Raw genomic sequence first — 17,666 nt, 5'->3', positions numbered from 1 at the left:
AAGAAAAAACTGTTGTTTTTCGCATGTAAAACAGCGACAAGTCATGGATGTAATTAATATCGAAGGTACAAAAAATCATGCGTTAAGATTCATTGATTCTATCAAAAAAACAAAAAATCTGAGCCGTAATGACAACGACTCAGATATTTGTTTATTATTTTTCAATACTGTTGATAAATTTAACTGCGTCACCAACTGTGTTGATTTTTTCAGCTTCTTCATCAGGAATTTCAGTACCAAATTCATCTTCTAATTCCATAACTAATTCAGCGATATCAAGTGAGTCAGCGCCTAAATCATCTTTGAAAGATGCATCTTCAGTTACTTTTTCAGCGTCAACACCTAAACGGTCAACGATGATATCTTTTACTTTGTCGAAGTTTTCCACGTCGATTCACCTCCTTTAAAAGTCTATTGATAGACTTTTATATTTTCCCATTTTATCAATTGAAATACAAGTAGTATTTCAATTGATACACTAGAAATACACATAATCTACTAAATTTGACAATTATACCGTATCATGACGCATGTGTCAGACATCCAAAATGACATTTTACTTAAAAAATATAATCAGTCATACCACTATTGTTTAAAAGCTTGTAGCGATGATTATTTTTTCTAAATCAACTTACATGTACATGCCGCCATTGACATGAATCGTTTGTCCAGTAATATATTTTGCTTTCTCTGAAGCTAAAAACGCTACAGTATTGGCTATATCAGAATCTTCACCAAATTTAGCTAATGGAATTTGTTCTAACATTTGTGCTTTGAGTTCCTCACTTAAAGCATCTGTCATATCAGAAACAATAAAACCAGGTGCTACAGCATTCACTGTAATATTTCTAGAAGCTAACTCTCTAGCTGCTGATTTAGTCAATCCAATTACACCCGCTTTTGTAGCAACATAGTTAGCTTGTCCAGGATTACCTACTGCACCCACGACACTTGATAAGTTAATAATTGAGCCACTCTTTTGTCTTAACATTTGTGGTGTTACTTTTTGAATACAATTAAATACACCTTTTAAATTTGTATCAATGACATCGTCCCATTCTTGTTCTTTCATTCTCATTAATAAATTATCGCGTGTGATACCTGCATTATTAACAAGCACATCTACTGAACCAAATTGGCTAACGACTTCTTTAATCATCGCTTTAACTTCGTCACCATTTGCAACGTTTGCTTGAATTGCAAAAGCTTCAACGCCTTTAGCTTTGATTTCTTCCACAACAGCGTCTGCTTTTTCTTTATTTCCAGCATAGTTCACTGCAACTTTATAGCCTTCTTCCGCTAATTGTATAGCAATACTGCGTCCTATTCCTCTTGAAGCACCTGTAACCAATGCACTTTTAGTCATTTTCATTCCAACCTTTCACATCTTCTAATGTTTGAATTGAGGTAACTTTTACATTTTCATTAATTTTTCTAATTAATCCTGAAAGTACTTTACCAGGACCAATTTCGATGAAATGATCAACACCTTGTTCAATTAACCACTCTGTAGAATCAATAAATTGCACTGGTGAATATAATTGTTCAATCATATGCGCTTTAATTACATTTGCATCTGTTTCACCTTGTGCATGCACATTTTGTACAACCGGGAATTGAGCATCAGACCACTCAAACTGGTCAATAAAATCTGCAAAATCATCTTTGATAACTTGCATCATTGATGAATGGAATGGACCTGAAACTGCTAATGGCATTACACGTTTAGCACCTAGCGATTTCCCTTCTTCAACTAACTGATCAATCAATGATTTATGGCCAGATACAACAATTTGACCCGGTGAATTGATATTAGCTGGTTCAATAATTTCACTCTCTGTAGAAAGCTGTTTACAAATTGCGTCAACCGCTTCATAATCCAGTCCAAGTACGGCTGCCATACTACCCACACCATCTGGAAAGGCTTCTGCCATAAGTTGACCACGTTTTCTTACAATTTTTACTGCATCTTCAAATTTCAATACACCACTTGCAACTAAACTCACATATTCCCCCAGACTATGTCCCATAGTATAATCTGCATTTAAATCATTAAGGGCGTTTAATAAAGCTGAACTATGCGTTAATAAAGCTGGTTGCGTATTTTCTGTTTGGCCTAACTTTGCTTCTTTATCTGTAAACATCGTTTCTAAAATATCAAAATCCACAGCATTTTGGGCTTGATTTAAAATTGTAGTCGCTGCTTCATTATGTTCGTATAAATCATTCGCCATACCAACTTTTTGAGAACCTTGACCTGGAAAGATAATTGCCGTTTTACTCATTTTCTGTACCCACCGTTTCTTTCATTGTTTTCACAATTTCTTGTTCACCAGCAATTTTTGCCTGACGAATTGCAGAATAGAATGCTTTTGCACTTGAACTGCCATGTGCTTTTACTACCGTACCATTTAATCCTAACAATACTGAACCACCATATTCTGCATAATCCATTTTTGTCATTAAACCGTTCAAGTCTTTGCGTAAAATCAGTGCTGCCATTTTATTTTTAAAACTACTTAACAGTGTAGATTTAAACATTTTACCCATTGCTTTTGCAACACCTTCTAGATTTTTAAGAATCATATTACCTGTATAGCCATCAGTGACTACAACATCAGCAACATCATTCATTAAACCTTTCGCTTCGACATTACCTGTAAAGTTAAAATCATGTTGATCTTCCATTAAACGGTATGCTTTCTTAGTTAAACTATTACCTTTCGCTGCTTCTGTACCAATATTTAACAAGCTTACAGATGGTTCAGCAATACCTCTAATTTTTTGAGCGTAAATATTACCCAACTGGGCATATTGCAATAAATGTTCTGCTTTTGCATCAGCATTAGCACCTACATCCATAAATACAAAACCTTTACCTGATACAGTCGGTAGCGTAACAACCAATGCAGGTCGTTCTACACCTTTAATACGACCAACGATGAATAGTCCAGCAGACATCAGTGCGCCAGTATTACCAGCAGAAACACATCCATCGGCTTCACCCGACTTAACTGCTTCAGCCATACGCGCCATAGAGCTGTCTTTTTTACGTTTAATTGCTCTTACTGGTTCATCATCCATCGTGATAGATTCCGTACAGTGACGCACTTCTACACGATCATGTTCTAATGTACATTGCGATGATTCTCCAAATAAAATTATTTCTAAATCTTTAAAATCATTAACCGCTTTTTCAACAGCTTCCAAAACGATTCCAGGTGCATCATCTCCACCCATCATATCAATCGCTAATTTAACCATTTTGTTCATCCTCACTTGTATAATACATTTTGAAAGTTCCCTTAAAAACGAGCGTATCTTTTACATATGATCGCACTTTTATCGTATAAAATTTATCTGTAATTTCAATAGTTTGTGCATCAGCACGTACCGTTTCATTTAATTTTACTGTTTTTATAAATGTTACATTACTATCTCTTGTTAAAACAACTGGTTTATGTATCAGTGCCACACACAGGGAGTTTGCTTGTGCGAACAATACATGTCCTCTAGCAATTTTATTTCTAGTAAACACAGATTCTTCGTCTATTCTTATAATTGAAGTGGCAGTTTGATCAGGTTGTACATTGATTACATCCCCAATAATTTCACTACCTTCTATAGAGCGAATACTTTCGTAATTTTCTTTTGCAACAGTTTTAATGCGTGTTCTTAGCTCAGGAATATTTAAATGTGTACGATCAAGTCTAATCGTTTGAATACTCACCGAGAATAACACACTTAAATCTAAGTCAGTAATAAAAGGATTTTTCTCTATTTCTTTTTTTATTTCATTACGTCGTTCTTGTTTTTTTAATTTCATCGCATTCAAACTCCCATGTTTTTAGTACCAAGTCTTAAACATTCCTAACATATCATAACACTTTCTATTTCATTTGCTCAACAAAAAACATATGCTGTCGCTAAATTAAATTTGCTTTAGCATTAGCTCAGTTTAATAATAAGTTTTTTATATAGTATCAAAAAAACTCTTTTAACATTACTATTTTATTACAAATGTAACAATTAAAAGATTATTTGTAGTGCACTATTGAAATAAAAATATTTGGAACGTATAATTCAAAATAATTTAAAAGGGTGTGATATTTTATGTAAATAAATATTTATATGAAAAGCAATTGTTTCTAAAGCCAAAAGATTAATAATTAGGAGGATTACATGATGAAGAAATTGATTACCACAACACTCGTAACATGTTCACTGATATCTGTCACATCATTACAAGCACATGCGCAAGAAAACAATAGCATCAAACCAGAAAGTCTCAAGAAACCCATAAATACAAAAGTTCATAATAATCAAGATGTAAAAGCATATTTACAAAATAATGTATCAAAGATTATCAAGGAATCTAAAGAATCTGGAAATGCTAATGTTCAAGATAATGCATTTGAGCAATATGAAATTACAGATAAACAACAAGACGCTACTGGAATCACTCATTATACCTTGAAACCCAAAGTCAATGGTATAACTGCTGAAGATAGCGCATTAAAAGTTCATGTAAACAAACAAGGTGATGTCACTTTAATAAACGGTAGCATTGATAAACCAACTGTCAAGGTTGACAACGAAGTGAAAATTTCTGCAGTTGATGCTGAAAATAACGCATTTAAAGCTATAGGAAAAAACAAGGCAGATGTTAACAATATCAAAGGCTATGATATCGTAAATAAAAACAAATTAGATATTAACAGCGACAGTCAAAAACTTGTATACGATGTTGAATTAAACTATATTTCACCTAAGGCCGCTCATTGGAAAATTCAAGTCGATGCTAGCACTGGAGAAATATTGAATAAAGAAAATGTCATCAAAAATGCCTCAGCAACAGGAAAAGGTACAGGCGTGAACGATGATGAAAAGTCACCATTGAATTTAACAGAGAATAATGGTGAATACACATTAAAAGATACAACGCAAAATGCAGAAATGCATACACAAACTGCTAATAATATTACAGATGATTTTTCAGAAATCACAAACGATAGTAATAATTTCGACAAGGAAGAACACAAGGCTGGCGTAGATGCACATTATTATGCTAATGAAGTGTATAACTATTATTTAGATAAACATCATCGTGATAGTTATGATAACGCCGGAGGAAAGATTGACTCTGTCGTACACTATGATAAAGATTACAATAATGCTGCGTGGACAGGGCAATATATGATATACGGTGATGGTGATGGACAAACCTTCAAAGCATTATCAGGAGCCAATGATATCATCGCTCATGAAATAACACATGCCGTAACTGAGCGTACGTCTAACTTAAAATATCAAGATCAATCAGGCGCTTTGAATGAATCATTTTCAGATGTATTTGGGTATTTTGTAGATCCAGATGACTGGTTAATGGGTGAAGATGTATATACACCTGGAACTGAAGGAGATGGTCTTAGAAGCTTAAAAGACCCTGAAAGATATAATCAACCGGCACACATGGATCAATATCAATCAGGTAGTCAGGATAATGGTGGTGTACACACAAATAGTGGTATTCCTAACAAGGCTGCATATCTGACAATTAATGAAATTGGAAAAGATAAAGCTGAACAAATTTACTACCTTGCATTAACTCAATATCTGACGCAAAATTCAGAATTTTCAGATGCTAAAACAGCTTTAAAAGAAGCCGCAAATAAACTTTATGGTGATAATAGCGCTGAAGCTGACGCTATTGATAAGGCTTGGACAGAAGTTGGCGTAAATTAAAAAGCCTGTTAAATAATTAATTATCTAACAGACTCCCACAATAAATCATATTCTAACTTCGGATGGCATTCGTAAATAATTAAATTATTTACGAGTGTCATTTTTATTTAGAATATAATAGAAAGTATACAATGGATTTGCATGAAATACAAACCAACAATTTTTAATCAAAACTCATATACAATAAATTTTCTTCAATAAAAGATTTTAATATATTATATTGTGGTTCAAAGAAGACACCCGACTGTATTAATTCGGCGGCTTCATCTCTAGCAACTTCTAGCATTTTATAATCTTCCACTACATTTGCAACCAAGAAATCAGGTAAACCGCTCTGCTTTACACCAAAGAAATCGCCTGGCCCCCTCATTTCTAAATCACGTTCACTAAGTTCAAAGCCATCTGTAGTCTGGGTCATGATATTCATACGTTCAATACCTGTTTCTGTTTTCGGTGATGCGATTAATACACAGTAACTTTGTTGTTCACTTCTCCCCACTCGTCCACGCAATTGATGTAACGTAGACAAACCAAAACGATCAGCATCATATATCATCATAAACGTCGCATTTGGCACGTTCACACCTACTTCAACTACCGTTGTTGACACTAATATATCAATTTCATGATTGCTAAATCGTTGCATCACTTCATCTTTCTCATCTGAATATAATTTACCATGAAGCAGACCAACCTTTTCAACTCCATAATATGATTGCAATGATTCATATAATTCAACAACATTTTGTACATCTTCAAGATGCTCTGAACTTTCAATCAGTGGGCAAATGACATAAGCTTGTCTACCCTTCTTCAGTTCTGAAGTCATTTGATTTAATACACTTTCATAAGCCTCATGCTTAGACCAAGAAGTGATGATTGGTTTTCTACCTTTAGGCAATTGTTTAATTGAAGAAACATCCATTTCACCGAATACTGAAATGGCTAATGTTCTTGGTATCGGCGTTGCTGTCATAAATAAGACATTGGTCATAGCACCTTTTTCTCTTAACAACTGTCGCTGATTAACACCAAAACGATGTTGTTCATCTGTAATAACAAGACCCACATTATTAAACTTAACATCATCCTGAATTAATGCATGTGTTCCAATGATACAATCAATTTCATTATTATTCAGTTGTTCTAATAACAGCTTCCGTTTTTTTCCTTTAACAGAGCCAGTCAATAAAGCCACGTTCATTCTATCACCAAATAGGTCAACTAAACTTTCTGCATGTTGCTCCGCTAATATTTCTGTCGGAACCATTAAAGCTGACTGATAGCCTGCTGTTTTCAAGGCATACATACAAATAGCAGCGACAACTGTTTTACCAGAACCTACATCGCCTTGTAATAAACGATGCATGCGAATGGGTGCTTTCAAATCTCTGAATATTTCATTCACGCTATGTTTCTGAGCGTCTGTTAATTCAAACGGTAGACTATCTATAAAATGTTTAACTAAATTAATATCATAGTCTACGTCAATTGCTTCATCTGATGTTTTTTCAAGACGATTCAACCACTGCATTCTTAATTCAAACATAAATAATTCTGTGAAAGCATATGTTCTACGTGCTTTCAGTAAAGATGCTTTATCAGTTGCAAAATGCAAAGCTTTAATTGTATCTTCTAAAGTTTCTAATTTGTATTTTTTTCTTAAGTCTTCAGAGAGCCATTCTTGAATCGTCACCTGATCTAGTACCTGTCTAATCATATCTCTTAAAGGCTTTTGTTTAATACCTTCTTTAATGCGATATACAGGTTCATATTGTCCGCTCTCATCCATTTGTTGGCTAAAAAACATTCTGTTACCGTTGATTTCTTGCTTTGCTCTATTCCATTTTCCTTTGACTGTTACGGTTCCATGTAATTCTATTTTCTTTTTTAAATAAGGCTGATTGAAAAATGTGCATTTCACAGCAATTTGGTCGACCATGATATGTACTGTTAATTTAGATTTATTACGACCAAAAAAAGCGACAGTTGGTGTTGAATAAACTTCACCCACCACTGTCACTATCGCTTGATCTTCAGCTTCATTTAAGTCAATTACAGTATTATCTTCGTAACGTGTTGGTAAATATAGAATTAAATCTTCAACAGTATGAATATTTAATTCATTCAATACTGCTAAGCGTTTCGGACCTAATCCTTTTATTTGAGATAATGGAAATGGACTTTCAATTAAATTGACTTTTGACATAATTAATCACCAAATATTTCTTGTTTTAGGCGCTGACCCGTAGGTGTACCTGCTAAACCTCCACGACCTGTTTCACGTAGAGCGGATGGCATCGTTTGACCGATTTTATACATTGCTTCAATCACTTCATCTGTAGGAATTCTTGAAGTCACACCTGCCAAAGCCATGTCCGCAGATACGATTGCGTTTGATGCACCTGCAGCATTTCTCTTAACACAAGGTACTTCTACTAAACCAGCTACTGGATCACATACTAAACCTAGCATATTTTTCAAACAAATTGCAAAAGCTTCAGCTGACTGTTGCGGCGTTCCACCTGCAAGTTCTACAGTTGCTCCAGCTGCCATCGCCGCAGCTGAACCGACTTCTGCTTGACAACCACCAGCAGCACCTGAAATAGATGCATTATTAGCAACAACAAAACCAAATGCACCTGAAGTTAATAAGAAATTTAACATATCTTTTCTTGATGGTTCTAAACGCGGTTTAAGACCAAATAACACGCCTGGTACAACACCTGCAGAACCTGCTGTAGGTGTTGCACAAATTTTCCCCATAGCTGCATTGACTTCATTTGTCGCAACAGCTTTACTAACTGCGTCTAACAAAGTTGGTCCTGCGAGTGATTTCCCCGTTTTCAAATATTCTTTAATTAGTACAGCATCTCCACCAGTGAGCCCTGTTGTAGATGTAACCCCTGCTAAACCTTCGTCTAAAGCATTCTCCATCGTTTGTAAGTTTTTGTCCATATGTGCATAAACATCTGCCTCAGATAGTCCTGTAACTTCCATTTCTTGTTCAAGCATAATTTCATGGATTTTTTTATTTTGCTCTTCACATATTTCTACTAATTCTTTCACACTTTTAAACATGCAATACCTCCATTAGGCGTCTCCCATGAGTGAAACCGTCACTACACCATCGACGTTTTTAATTTTCTCTATTATTTCATCATTCACTGCATCATCTAATTCACAAGTCATTAATGCTTGATCGCCTTTTTCCTTCCTAGATACTTGCATACTACCTACATTAATACTTGAGTCTCCCAGTATATTGGCTACACGACCAATAGTACCAAACGTATCTTTATGGAATACAAGTAATGCCGGGTAATTACCACTAATCGCGATATTGAATCCATTGATTGCTACTACTTCAATTTTTCCGCCACCAATTGAAACACCCTCAACGGATATTTCTTTGTCTCCATCACGCATATTAATAATAGCCGTGTTCGGATGTGATCTTTCTTCTGCCATTTCAATAAAGTTGACTTTCATCCCAGCTTCCTCAGCAGTTTCCAAACTTGTTTGTATACGATCATCATCAGTATCGTAGCCTAACAAGCCACCGACTAAAGCAACATCAGTGCCATGTCCTTTATATGTTTCCATAAATGAACCATAAAGATATATATCAGCTTGTTTCGGTAATTGATTAAATAAGTCTCTAGCTACTAAACCAATTCTCACTGCGCCTGCAGTATGAGAAGACGAAGGGCCTACCATTGTAGGACCAATTATATCGAAGACTGTTTTATATTTCATAATTATACCCCACTCTTATTTTTAATGTTTCTAAAGTGTTGCGCTTTCATTCTTAAACATCTTGTTTATTATAACAAGTTCAATAAACATTATAAACCAAAACTGGTTGTATTGTTCTTATTAAATGCAAAATTAAATTGCTGACAACCTTAAAATCATTTAAAAAATGTCATTATTTCAAAAAAATATGGAAGTAAGAATTAATCAAATTTTAAAATCTGATTTTCTCACTCCCATCTGTAACATGACTGATATAGTCGATGTTTTTCCTTTTGAAGTCATATACTATTGTATAAATGATACTCTTTTAAGATTCTAATGCTGTGATTTATATTATTCTACAGAAAACAAATATTGATAAACAGGTTGTTGACCATCATGTTGTTCTAATTCAACGTCTGGATATGTTGCTTCCATCCAATCTTCAATGTCTGAAGTAACTGTTTTATCAGCAACCATACCAACGATCATCGTAATGATTTCACTATCTTCATTAATCATTTCTGCCATTAATCCCTTAACCGTTTCAAATTGATCAGCATGACTTGTTACAATTTTATCCTCAATCAAGCCCATAAATGCGTCTTTTTTAATTTCAACACCATCAATTTTAGTATCTCTCACAGCGTATGTCACTGAACCAGAACGTACTGCTTCTAAAGATTCCACCATTCTTGATTTATTAGATTCGAGTGAATCAGTTTCATCATAATTAAATAACGCAGTAATGCCTTGTGGTATTGATTTGGTCGGAATGACTATAGTATCAGCTTCTACAATTTCAGCAGCTTGTTCACTAGCCATTAGAATGTTTTTATTATTAGGTAAAATGATTGCACGTTTACATTGTGATTGTTCAATAATCTTGACAATATCTTCTGTTGATGGATTCATTGTTTGTCCACCACTAATCATGTGTGTCGCACCCATTGACTTGAAAATCTCTGAAATACCTTCACCCATGGAGATTGCAATGACTGCAGTGTCGACTGCCTGCGTTTCTTCTGTAGATGTTGCTTTGCCACCGTCATGTTCTTTTTTCACAACTTCACGATGTTGTTCACGCATATTTTCGACTTTTAACTTAATTAATTCACCATACTGTTGACCATAGTTAAATACGTCACCTGGTTTTTCTGTATGCACATGTACTTTAACAATTTCCTCATCGTTGATAACTAATAAAGAATCCCCAAACTGGCTCATGTCTTCTCTAAAACTCTGCTCATCAAAGGTTTTTTTATTTTTTCCAAAACGAACCATCATTTCAGTACAATAGCCATAAACGATATCTTCCGTATTAATTACGCCATGAAAATCATGTTCTTCATTAACTAAAGACTCTTTATTTAATTTTGGTGACTGTGCAGATACCGTTTCACCTTTTAATGCTTTTAAAAATCCAGCGTAAACAATAGCTAAGCCTTTACCTCCACTATCTACAACACCGACTTCTTTTAATACTGGTAATAAATTCGGTGTGTTTTCAAGTGAGACTTCTGCTTCTTCGAGAATGTAAGCCATTAATTCAATACAATCGTCGGTTTCTTCTGCCTTTTGTATAGCTGCATCAGCTGCATCTCTTGCTACTGTTAAAATCGTTCCCTCAACTGGTTTCATGATTGCTTTATACGCTGTATCTACACCTGCTTTAAAACTTTCAGCAAATTGTTTAGCATTAATTGTTTCATATGTTTCTAAACTTTTACTAAACCCTCTAAATAATTGTGACAAAATCACACCAGAGTTCCCTCTAGCACCCATCAATAAACCTTTAGAAAATGTCTTACCTAGTTCACCAATTTGTTGAGATAAATTGTTTTCGACTGCTTCTCTCCCTGATGTCATCGTCAAATTCATATTCGTCCCAGTATCTCCATCTGGTACTGGATAAACGTTCAATGAATCAACTAAGTCTGCATGATTTGATAAATTTTGCGCCCCTTGTATAATCATCTCGGCAAATAATTTACCATCTATTTTGCTTACCATTGCGTAATGTCCTCCTAGTTTTTCGTGCCATTATTAATGCGCACACCTTGTACAAATATATTGATTGAATTTACTTTTATTTTTAATGTTTGTTCTAATGTATATTTTACAGTTGATTGTACATTGCTAGCTACTTCAGATATTTTTGTTCCAAAGCTTACAATAATGTACATATCTACATCAACAACGCCATTATCTTCTCGTACAATGATACCTTTAGCATAATTTTCATGTCCGAGTATTTCTGCAATGCCATCTCTAACTTGTTGTCTAGAAGCCATGCCTACAATTCCATAACATTCTACTGCTTTACTACCCACAACTGAAGATATTACTTCGTTTGAAATGTCTATACTACCGTAATCATTTGTGATTTCTAATGTCATAAAATGGGCCTCCTAAGTTTATGGTTATATCATAATCGTCAATAATAAACAATGCGTCTTGATTATCTTATTAAAAAAATACTATATTTATCCACAGTTTACAATTATACCATAATTTAATATTAACAAAAGTATTATTCATGTAAACGAAAAATTTTTCTCGTTTTATTGCTATCTATACTTATTTGTGGTACATTATTCAAGTATGTAGTAGATACGTGTATTTATATTTATTAAAGGAGGTACTTTCATGGGCAAACAATGTTTCGTAACAGGTCGTAAAGCTTCAACTGGAAACAATCGTTCTCACGCTTTAAATTCTTCTAAAAGAAGATGGAATGCTAACCTTCAAAAAGTTAGAATTCTTGTAGACGGAAAACCTAAAAAAGTTTGGGTTTCTGCACGTGCTTTAAAATCTGGTAAAGTAACTAGAGTTTAATAAATATAATGCACGAAAAGACCAATCCTTATGTGGAGGATTGGTCTTTTTTTATTTCATTTTCTTTTAGGTATCAGCGTATATTTAAAAATCCTCATTTAATCTTTACTTCGAATCATCAATACACTGCCTTCAATTATTTCTATATTCCCACAAGATTGACTTAATTCATTTGAAATAGTAAGCGTTGAACCAAGTTTCAGTGTTTCATTTTGTAAGTTATATTTAAAGCCTTTCAATGAAATTACAGTTGGATAGATGACTGGTATAAATGAAATATATGGAAATTGTTCACTATATGTCACATTAAACTGACCTTTTTGTATAAATTGAATTTCATTTGTGTCATCTATTAATTTAATGTTGATATTCATTTTTGTATATTCCGGTTTTTCCAGTATTTGTAAGGCGCCCATGAAATGATCTAGTCTACCGCCCGTCGCACCATAAACATCAATATTTCGATAGCCACGCTTTACTGCTTGATCAATGCCTAAAGCTAAATCTGTGTCATCTTTTTCAGAATTATAAGGATTTATCTCTATCTGTTGTTGTATAAAGTTCCTCTCTGAATCAGAAATAGAATCGAAATCACCGACTGCAAATTGAGGTGTAATCCCAGATTCTAGCAAGATCAAGGTGCCTCTATCTATACCAATCCAATGTTCATGTTTATGTTCCACTAAAATATGCTTGGGCAAATTTCTATTGCCACATAATAAATTGGCTTTCATCTATGTCAACCTTTCAATGTGTTAGTTACCGTTTGATATTCATCGTGTTTAAAAAAGTATGACCCTGCAACTAACATTGTCGCACCATGGTTAACTACAGTTTCAACAGTGTTATTGTTAATACCACCATCTACTTCAATATCAAAGTTTAAGCCTTGCGCTTTTTTGATTTCAGATAATTGATCCAGTTTTTCTACGCAATCATTTATAAATGTTTGACCACCAAAACCAGGGTTTACTGTCATAACCAATACATAATCTACCATTTTTAATACCGGACGAATTGAATCAACTGGCGTCCCAGGATTAATCACCACACCAGCTTTTACATTTTTATTCTTAATTTGTTCAATCACTCTGTGAATATGGGGTGTTGCTTCAATATGTACTGAAATCATATCAGCGCCATGCTCAGCAAATAATTCAACATATTTTTCAGGTTCTTCTATCATAAGATGCACATCAATAGGTAAATCTGTACCTTTACGTACTGAATCCAATATAGGTAGTCCGATTGAAATGTTAGGTACAAATTGTCCATCCATGACGTCAAAATGTACCCCATCAACGCCTGCCTTTTCTAAAGCAGTTAACTCTTGTTGTAAATTCAAAAAATCTGCTGATAATAATGATGGATATAATTTTGCCACTTAATATCTTTCCTTTCTATTTGAAATTTCTTTAAATAGCTGTAAATAATGATCGTATCTAAACTGGGCAATATTGCCATTTTCCAATTCAGCTTTAACATTACATTTCGGTTCATTAATATGGTTACAATCTCTGAACTTACATGTCGCACTATATTCATGTATTTCCATGAAATAATTTTTGATTTCATCTTTTTGTATATGATCATAATCCAAAGCACTAAAGCCTGGGGTATCTGCTATAAAGCCTTTAGCTCTCTCAAACAATTCAACATGACGTGTTGTATGACGACCACGATTTAACGCTTTAGAAATGTGTTGTGTTTCAATCTCTATATTAGGAAAATATTTATTCAATAACGTTGATTTACCAACACCTGATTGACCACTCAACACAGCTAAACCATCACCCCAACTTGAAAAGACTTGTTCAATATCTTCATTAATACTTATGAATTGTGTTTTATAGCTCATATTCTCATAAACTTCTAGCAATTTTTCAATATCGTGTTGTTTTTCCAAAGATGTCAAATCTTTTTTAGTTACAAGAATACGCGGACGCATATGATAAGAATGCGCAATTACTAAAAACCTATCTAGTAACTGTGTAGAAAAATCTGGTTCTACAGCACTCATTACAAGAATGAGATGGTCGACATTACTAACAGGCGGTCGCTTTATTTCATTTTTTCGTTCATGTACATGATGTATATAACCTTCCGTTACATTTTCTACTTCAAAATCAACGACATCACCTACAATAGGTGAAAATTTATTTTTTCTAAAAAGGCCACGTGGTTTTGTATCATACATTTCACCGTCTACATCAACTCGGTAAACACCACTGATTGATTTTATGATGCGTCCTGTTTTCACTTAGGCACCCCTCTTTTAAATACTTTTACCATTTATATTATAGCAAAGCATTTTTGATTTAAATATGATTTGAAACGATTTCGGCTAAATTTTCAGTTGTAAATATCGATAACGATACTTTTCCACTTAATTATTCTATGAATGACATTGAGATAATAAATTAAAAGCACCAATTTAATCCAAATTCGACTAAATTGGTGCTCATTTTATATCTTCTATTTGTGGTTCGCTAGAGCTTTCGCTCTTGCATAAGCGACACTATGCTCTCTTCGCTCGCTAAGTGTCGCTAAAAATCATAAGGTATATCTTTATCAGCAACAACTTTACCATCTACACGAACGGTATAACCAGCCGTTTTACCTTTTTCTATTGTCATCGGTATTTTAATGGTTTTATTGTCTTTTATTTTAAATGTTTGTGAAGGTGATGTCCCTTCGCCATTTTTGTCTCTTACAAACACTTTTACTTCTTGGCTGTCGTCATCTTTACCAGTATATTGAACTTCATACGTTTCTGTATAATCTTTAGTCGCTGGTTCATCATCTTTAGACTCTTTGTCATCTTTATCTTTATCGTCAGCGTCTTTTTCCTCATCTTCTTTATCATCATCAGATTTTGGAGCGCCTTTTGAAACGGTGAATTCAATTGTTGAACCTTCGTCTATTTCTTCATCTTTTGGTGATTGGCTGATAACATTATCTTTTTTAACTTTCTTGTCCTCAGTTTCCTGAGTGACAACTACCTTGAATCCTTTTGCCTCTAACTCTGATTTTGCCGTTTTAAAAGCTTTATTCTCATAGTCATCAACGTAAACTTGTTTTGTCCCTAAAGATTCAGTAAGCTCTATATTACTATCATTCACTTTCACTTTATCTCCAGGATTCACATTTTGTGATTCAATTAAACCTTTAGCGATATTTTGTTTCGTGTACGCTTGTTTCACTTTTGAATCTTTGATGCCTAAATCTTTTAATTTATCTAAAGCTTCGGATTTTGTCATACCAAATAAATTTGGCATTTCCGTCAATTCAGGTCCTTTAGATAAAACAATGTCAACTTTACTTTGTTGTTCTAAACGATCCCCTTTCTCAGGCGTCGTTTTTATAATTTTATTCTCTGGATATTTATCACTATATTCACGCGATATATTACCCATTTGTAATTTATTTTCTTTTAAAATATGTTCTGCTTCTTTTTCTGTCTTACCTGATAAATCTGGTGTTTCTAAATATTTATTTCCAAACATACCCATTGCCATGAATCCAAATAAACCAAACAGCAATAAGACGATTATAAGTGTATAGAAAAACTTCTTTTTCTTTGTACGCTTTTTTTGTGGTACCTCATAAATATGTTCTTCACTTGATTGAAATTGTTGTTGATTGACGATAGGAATCTGCATTGTTTCTTTTATGTTTTTTCCTTTATCTTCATCTCTCGTCTGGTTGACAATATCTGATTTATTTATAGGAATTGTCTTGGTATTCTCCTCAACGGATTGATACCTCGCTTCATTCTCACGATTTTCAGACAATACATTTTCTAAATCACTTTGCATATCTCTTACTGATTGGTAACGCACCGTCTTATCTTTTTCCGTTGCTTTCAGTACAACATTACTTAGTGCTTGAGGTACATCCGAGCGTTCATCAGTAATATTAGGCATAGGATCTTGGATATGCTTAATTGCAATACTTACTGCTGTTTCTCCAGAAAACGGTGGTTTACCAATAAGCATTTCATACAATACAACACCAATTGAATAAATATCGGTACCATTATCTGTCGATTCACCACGTGCTTGTTCGGGTGATAAATATTGAACTGTACCTAATACATGGTTCGTTTGTGTCATTGTTGTTTCGCTTAGAGCTTTCGCAATACCAAAATCTAAAATCTTCAAAGTCTGGTGCTTATCTATTAAAATATTTTGTGGTTTAATATCACGGTGTACGATTTTAGTATCATGAGCATGTTTAATTCCATTAATAATTTGATTGGTAAAGTTGAGTGCTGTTGTGGTCTCCAAAGGTTGGTTTTTTTGAATGTATTCAGATAATGTCGGTCCTTCTATATATTCCATTACTAAATAGAAATTATCATCATCTTCCGTAACATCAAACACGTTCACTATATTTTTATGTGATAGTTGTGTTAAATTATGTACTTCTCTTTCGAAACGTTTAATAGTTTCTTCTTTCTCACCAGCAGGAATCCTAATTGCTTTGATCGCTACTTTACGATTGAGAATTGTGTCTTCGGCAAGATAGACAGTACTCATTCCGCCACCACCGAGTTTTTTAATGACCTCGTAGCGCTCACTTATTATTTTGCCTATCATACTTTATCACCTTCAATCTCAGCCAATACAATACTTACATTGTCATTCGTATCTTCAGATAGTGCAAGTTCTATTAAGTCTTGACCGTGTGTCTCTAATTCTTTCGCTTGTACCAATGTTTCTTGAATTTGATGGTTACGTACAAAATCGGTTAAACCATCAGAATTTAACATTAAATAATCATAGAAATTCGTTTTTTTCACAAATATATCTGGCGTCACTAACTTATCAGTCCCCATCACTTTGGTAATGATATTTCGTTGAGGATGATTAAATGCTTGTTCAGCAGTAATTTGCCCAATCATCATGAGATGATTAACAAACGAATGATCATTCGTAATTTGTTCAATCTCTCTACTATTCACTAAATAAGCTCGTGAATCACCAATATTTGCGACTACAATATAGTTATCAAATACTAAAGCACAGACACAAGTTGTACCCATACCCTTATATTCTGGGTTTTCTACTGACATTTCATATAACTCACGATTAATAGCTTTTAAAGTTGTTCTCAACCAATTTTCAGCTTGATCAGCTTCGATAAGATTTTCCACTTCAAAACGACGTTGAAGCTCATCAGTGACAAATTGGCTCGCAACTTCTCCTGCTAGGTGACCACCCATACCATCACAAAGCACTAATAGCTGTTGCTCTGTACGATTATAAAATACGCCACCTGCATCTTCATTTTTATCACGGTATCGACCCGTGTCAGTAAAAAATTGTGCTTTTAGCATGTCC

At 34.1% G+C, this 17,666-nt stretch carries 17 protein-coding genes; 2 read left to right on the top strand and 15 right to left on the bottom strand.

From position 1 onward, the window contains the following. Positions 1 to 154: 154 nt before the first annotated feature. From KA893_RS09810 to fapR, 5 genes are all read right to left on the bottom strand, one after another. Positions 155 to 388: an acyl carrier protein gene (locus KA893_RS09810; protein ID WP_002483492.1), complete on the bottom strand. Its 234-nt coding sequence runs from the start codon at positions 386 to 388 to the stop codon at positions 155 to 157. A gap of 243 nt (positions 389 to 631) precedes the next feature. Continuing rightward, on the bottom strand, positions 632 to 1,366 hold the full coding sequence (fabG, locus tag KA893_RS09805; RefSeq protein ID WP_002483493.1) for a 3-oxoacyl-[acyl-carrier-protein] reductase: 735 nt from the start codon (positions 1,364 to 1,366) through the stop codon (positions 632 to 634). Beyond that, positions 1,359 to 2,285: an ACP S-malonyltransferase gene (fabD, locus tag KA893_RS09800; protein ID WP_069825847.1), complete on the bottom strand. Its 927-nt coding sequence runs from the start codon at positions 2,283 to 2,285 to the stop codon at positions 1,359 to 1,361. The genes fabG and fabD overlap by 8 nt, the downstream gene beginning before the upstream one ends. After that, positions 2,278 to 3,264 carry a phosphate acyltransferase PlsX gene (plsX, locus tag KA893_RS09795; RefSeq protein WP_069825846.1) on the bottom strand — a complete coding sequence of 329 codons (987 nt, stop codon included), beginning with the start codon at positions 3,262 to 3,264 and terminating at the stop codon, positions 2,278 to 2,280. Before plsX ends, fabD begins: the two co-directional genes overlap by 8 nt. Next, positions 3,257 to 3,826 (bottom strand): transcription factor FapR, encoded by a 570-nt coding sequence (fapR, locus tag KA893_RS09790; protein ID WP_002483496.1) that lies wholly within the window; start codon positions 3,824 to 3,826, stop codon positions 3,257 to 3,259. The genes plsX and fapR overlap by 8 nt, the downstream gene beginning before the upstream one ends. Before the next feature lie 356 nt (positions 3,827 to 4,182). On the opposite strand from fapR, the gene KA893_RS09785 reads away from it, so the two are divergent. Further along, on the top strand, positions 4,183 to 5,745 hold the full coding sequence (locus KA893_RS09785; protein WP_041080434.1) for a M4 family metallopeptidase: 1,563 nt from the start codon (positions 4,183 to 4,185) through the stop codon (positions 5,743 to 5,745). 163 nt (positions 5,746 to 5,908) lie between these two features. Here the strand turns inward: KA893_RS09785 and recG are convergent, their stop codons facing one another. The 5 genes from recG to KA893_RS09760 all read right to left on the bottom strand — a co-directional run bounded on the left by recG (position 5,909) and on the right by KA893_RS09760 (position 11,882). Then, positions 5,909 to 7,954 carry an ATP-dependent DNA helicase RecG gene (gene recG, locus KA893_RS09780; RefSeq protein WP_194375935.1) on the bottom strand — a complete coding sequence of 682 codons (2,046 nt, stop codon included), beginning with the start codon at positions 7,952 to 7,954 and terminating at the stop codon, positions 5,909 to 5,911. A gap of 2 nt (positions 7,955 to 7,956) precedes the next feature. Continuing rightward, entirely contained in the window at positions 7,957 to 8,826 is an 870-nt protein-coding gene (gene sdaAA / locus KA893_RS09775; RefSeq protein WP_041080433.1) for an L-serine ammonia-lyase, iron-sulfur-dependent, subunit alpha, read from the bottom strand. 12 nt (positions 8,827 to 8,838) lie between these two features. Next, positions 8,839 to 9,504 (bottom strand): L-serine ammonia-lyase, iron-sulfur-dependent subunit beta, encoded by a 666-nt coding sequence (gene sdaAB / locus KA893_RS09770; RefSeq protein ID WP_002483500.1) that lies wholly within the window; start codon positions 9,502 to 9,504, stop codon positions 8,839 to 8,841. A gap of 333 nt (positions 9,505 to 9,837) precedes the next feature. Further along, a complete protein-coding gene (gene fakA, locus KA893_RS09765) occupies positions 9,838 to 11,496 on the bottom strand; it encodes a fatty acid kinase catalytic subunit FakA (protein ID WP_210125760.1) in 1,659 nt (552 codons plus the stop codon). A gap of 14 nt (positions 11,497 to 11,510) precedes the next feature. Next, positions 11,511 to 11,882, bottom strand: a complete 372-nt coding sequence (locus tag KA893_RS09760) for an Asp23/Gls24 family envelope stress response protein (RefSeq protein ID WP_002483502.1) — start codon at positions 11,880 to 11,882, stop codon at positions 11,511 to 11,513. Between the two features lie 250 nt (positions 11,883 to 12,132). On the opposite strand from KA893_RS09760, the gene rpmB reads away from it, so the two are divergent. Continuing rightward, positions 12,133 to 12,321 carry a 50S ribosomal protein L28 gene (rpmB, locus tag KA893_RS09755; RefSeq protein ID WP_002483503.1) on the top strand — a complete coding sequence of 63 codons (189 nt, stop codon included), beginning with the start codon at positions 12,133 to 12,135 and terminating at the stop codon, positions 12,319 to 12,321. 98 nt (positions 12,322 to 12,419) lie between these two features. On the opposite strand, the gene KA893_RS09750 is transcribed toward rpmB, so the two are convergent. From KA893_RS09750 to KA893_RS09730, 5 genes are all read right to left on the bottom strand, one after another. Further along, the gene (locus KA893_RS09750; protein WP_037538558.1) at positions 12,420 to 13,055 is read right to left on the bottom strand and encodes a thiamine diphosphokinase; all 636 of its coding nucleotides are present in this window, start codon (positions 13,053 to 13,055) and stop codon (positions 12,420 to 12,422) included. 5 nt (positions 13,056 to 13,060) lie between these two features. Further along, positions 13,061 to 13,705, bottom strand: a complete 645-nt coding sequence (gene rpe, locus KA893_RS09745; RefSeq protein ID WP_041080432.1) for a ribulose-phosphate 3-epimerase — start codon at positions 13,703 to 13,705, stop codon at positions 13,061 to 13,063. After that, positions 13,706 to 14,581 (bottom strand): ribosome small subunit-dependent GTPase A, encoded by an 876-nt coding sequence (gene rsgA, locus KA893_RS09740; protein WP_002483506.1) that lies wholly within the window; start codon positions 14,579 to 14,581, stop codon positions 13,706 to 13,708. A gap of 286 nt (positions 14,582 to 14,867) precedes the next feature. After that, positions 14,868 to 16,922 (bottom strand): Stk1 family PASTA domain-containing Ser/Thr kinase, encoded by a 2,055-nt coding sequence (gene pknB / locus KA893_RS09735; protein ID WP_002483507.1) that lies wholly within the window; start codon positions 16,920 to 16,922, stop codon positions 14,868 to 14,870. Continuing rightward, positions 16,919 to 17,662: a Stp1/IreP family PP2C-type Ser/Thr phosphatase gene (locus KA893_RS09730; RefSeq protein WP_002483508.1), complete on the bottom strand. Its 744-nt coding sequence runs from the start codon at positions 17,660 to 17,662 to the stop codon at positions 16,919 to 16,921. Before KA893_RS09730 ends, pknB begins: the two co-directional genes overlap by 4 nt. Between the last annotated feature and the right edge of the window lie 4 nt (positions 17,663 to 17,666).

The organism is Staphylococcus sp. GDY8P126P (assembly GCF_017891965.1).
Taxonomy (GTDB): domain Bacteria; phylum Bacillota; class Bacilli; order Staphylococcales; family Staphylococcaceae; genus Staphylococcus; species Staphylococcus saprophyticus.
Note: the sequence above shows the minus strand (reverse complement) of the source record. Positions and strands in the feature narration are given on the sequence as shown.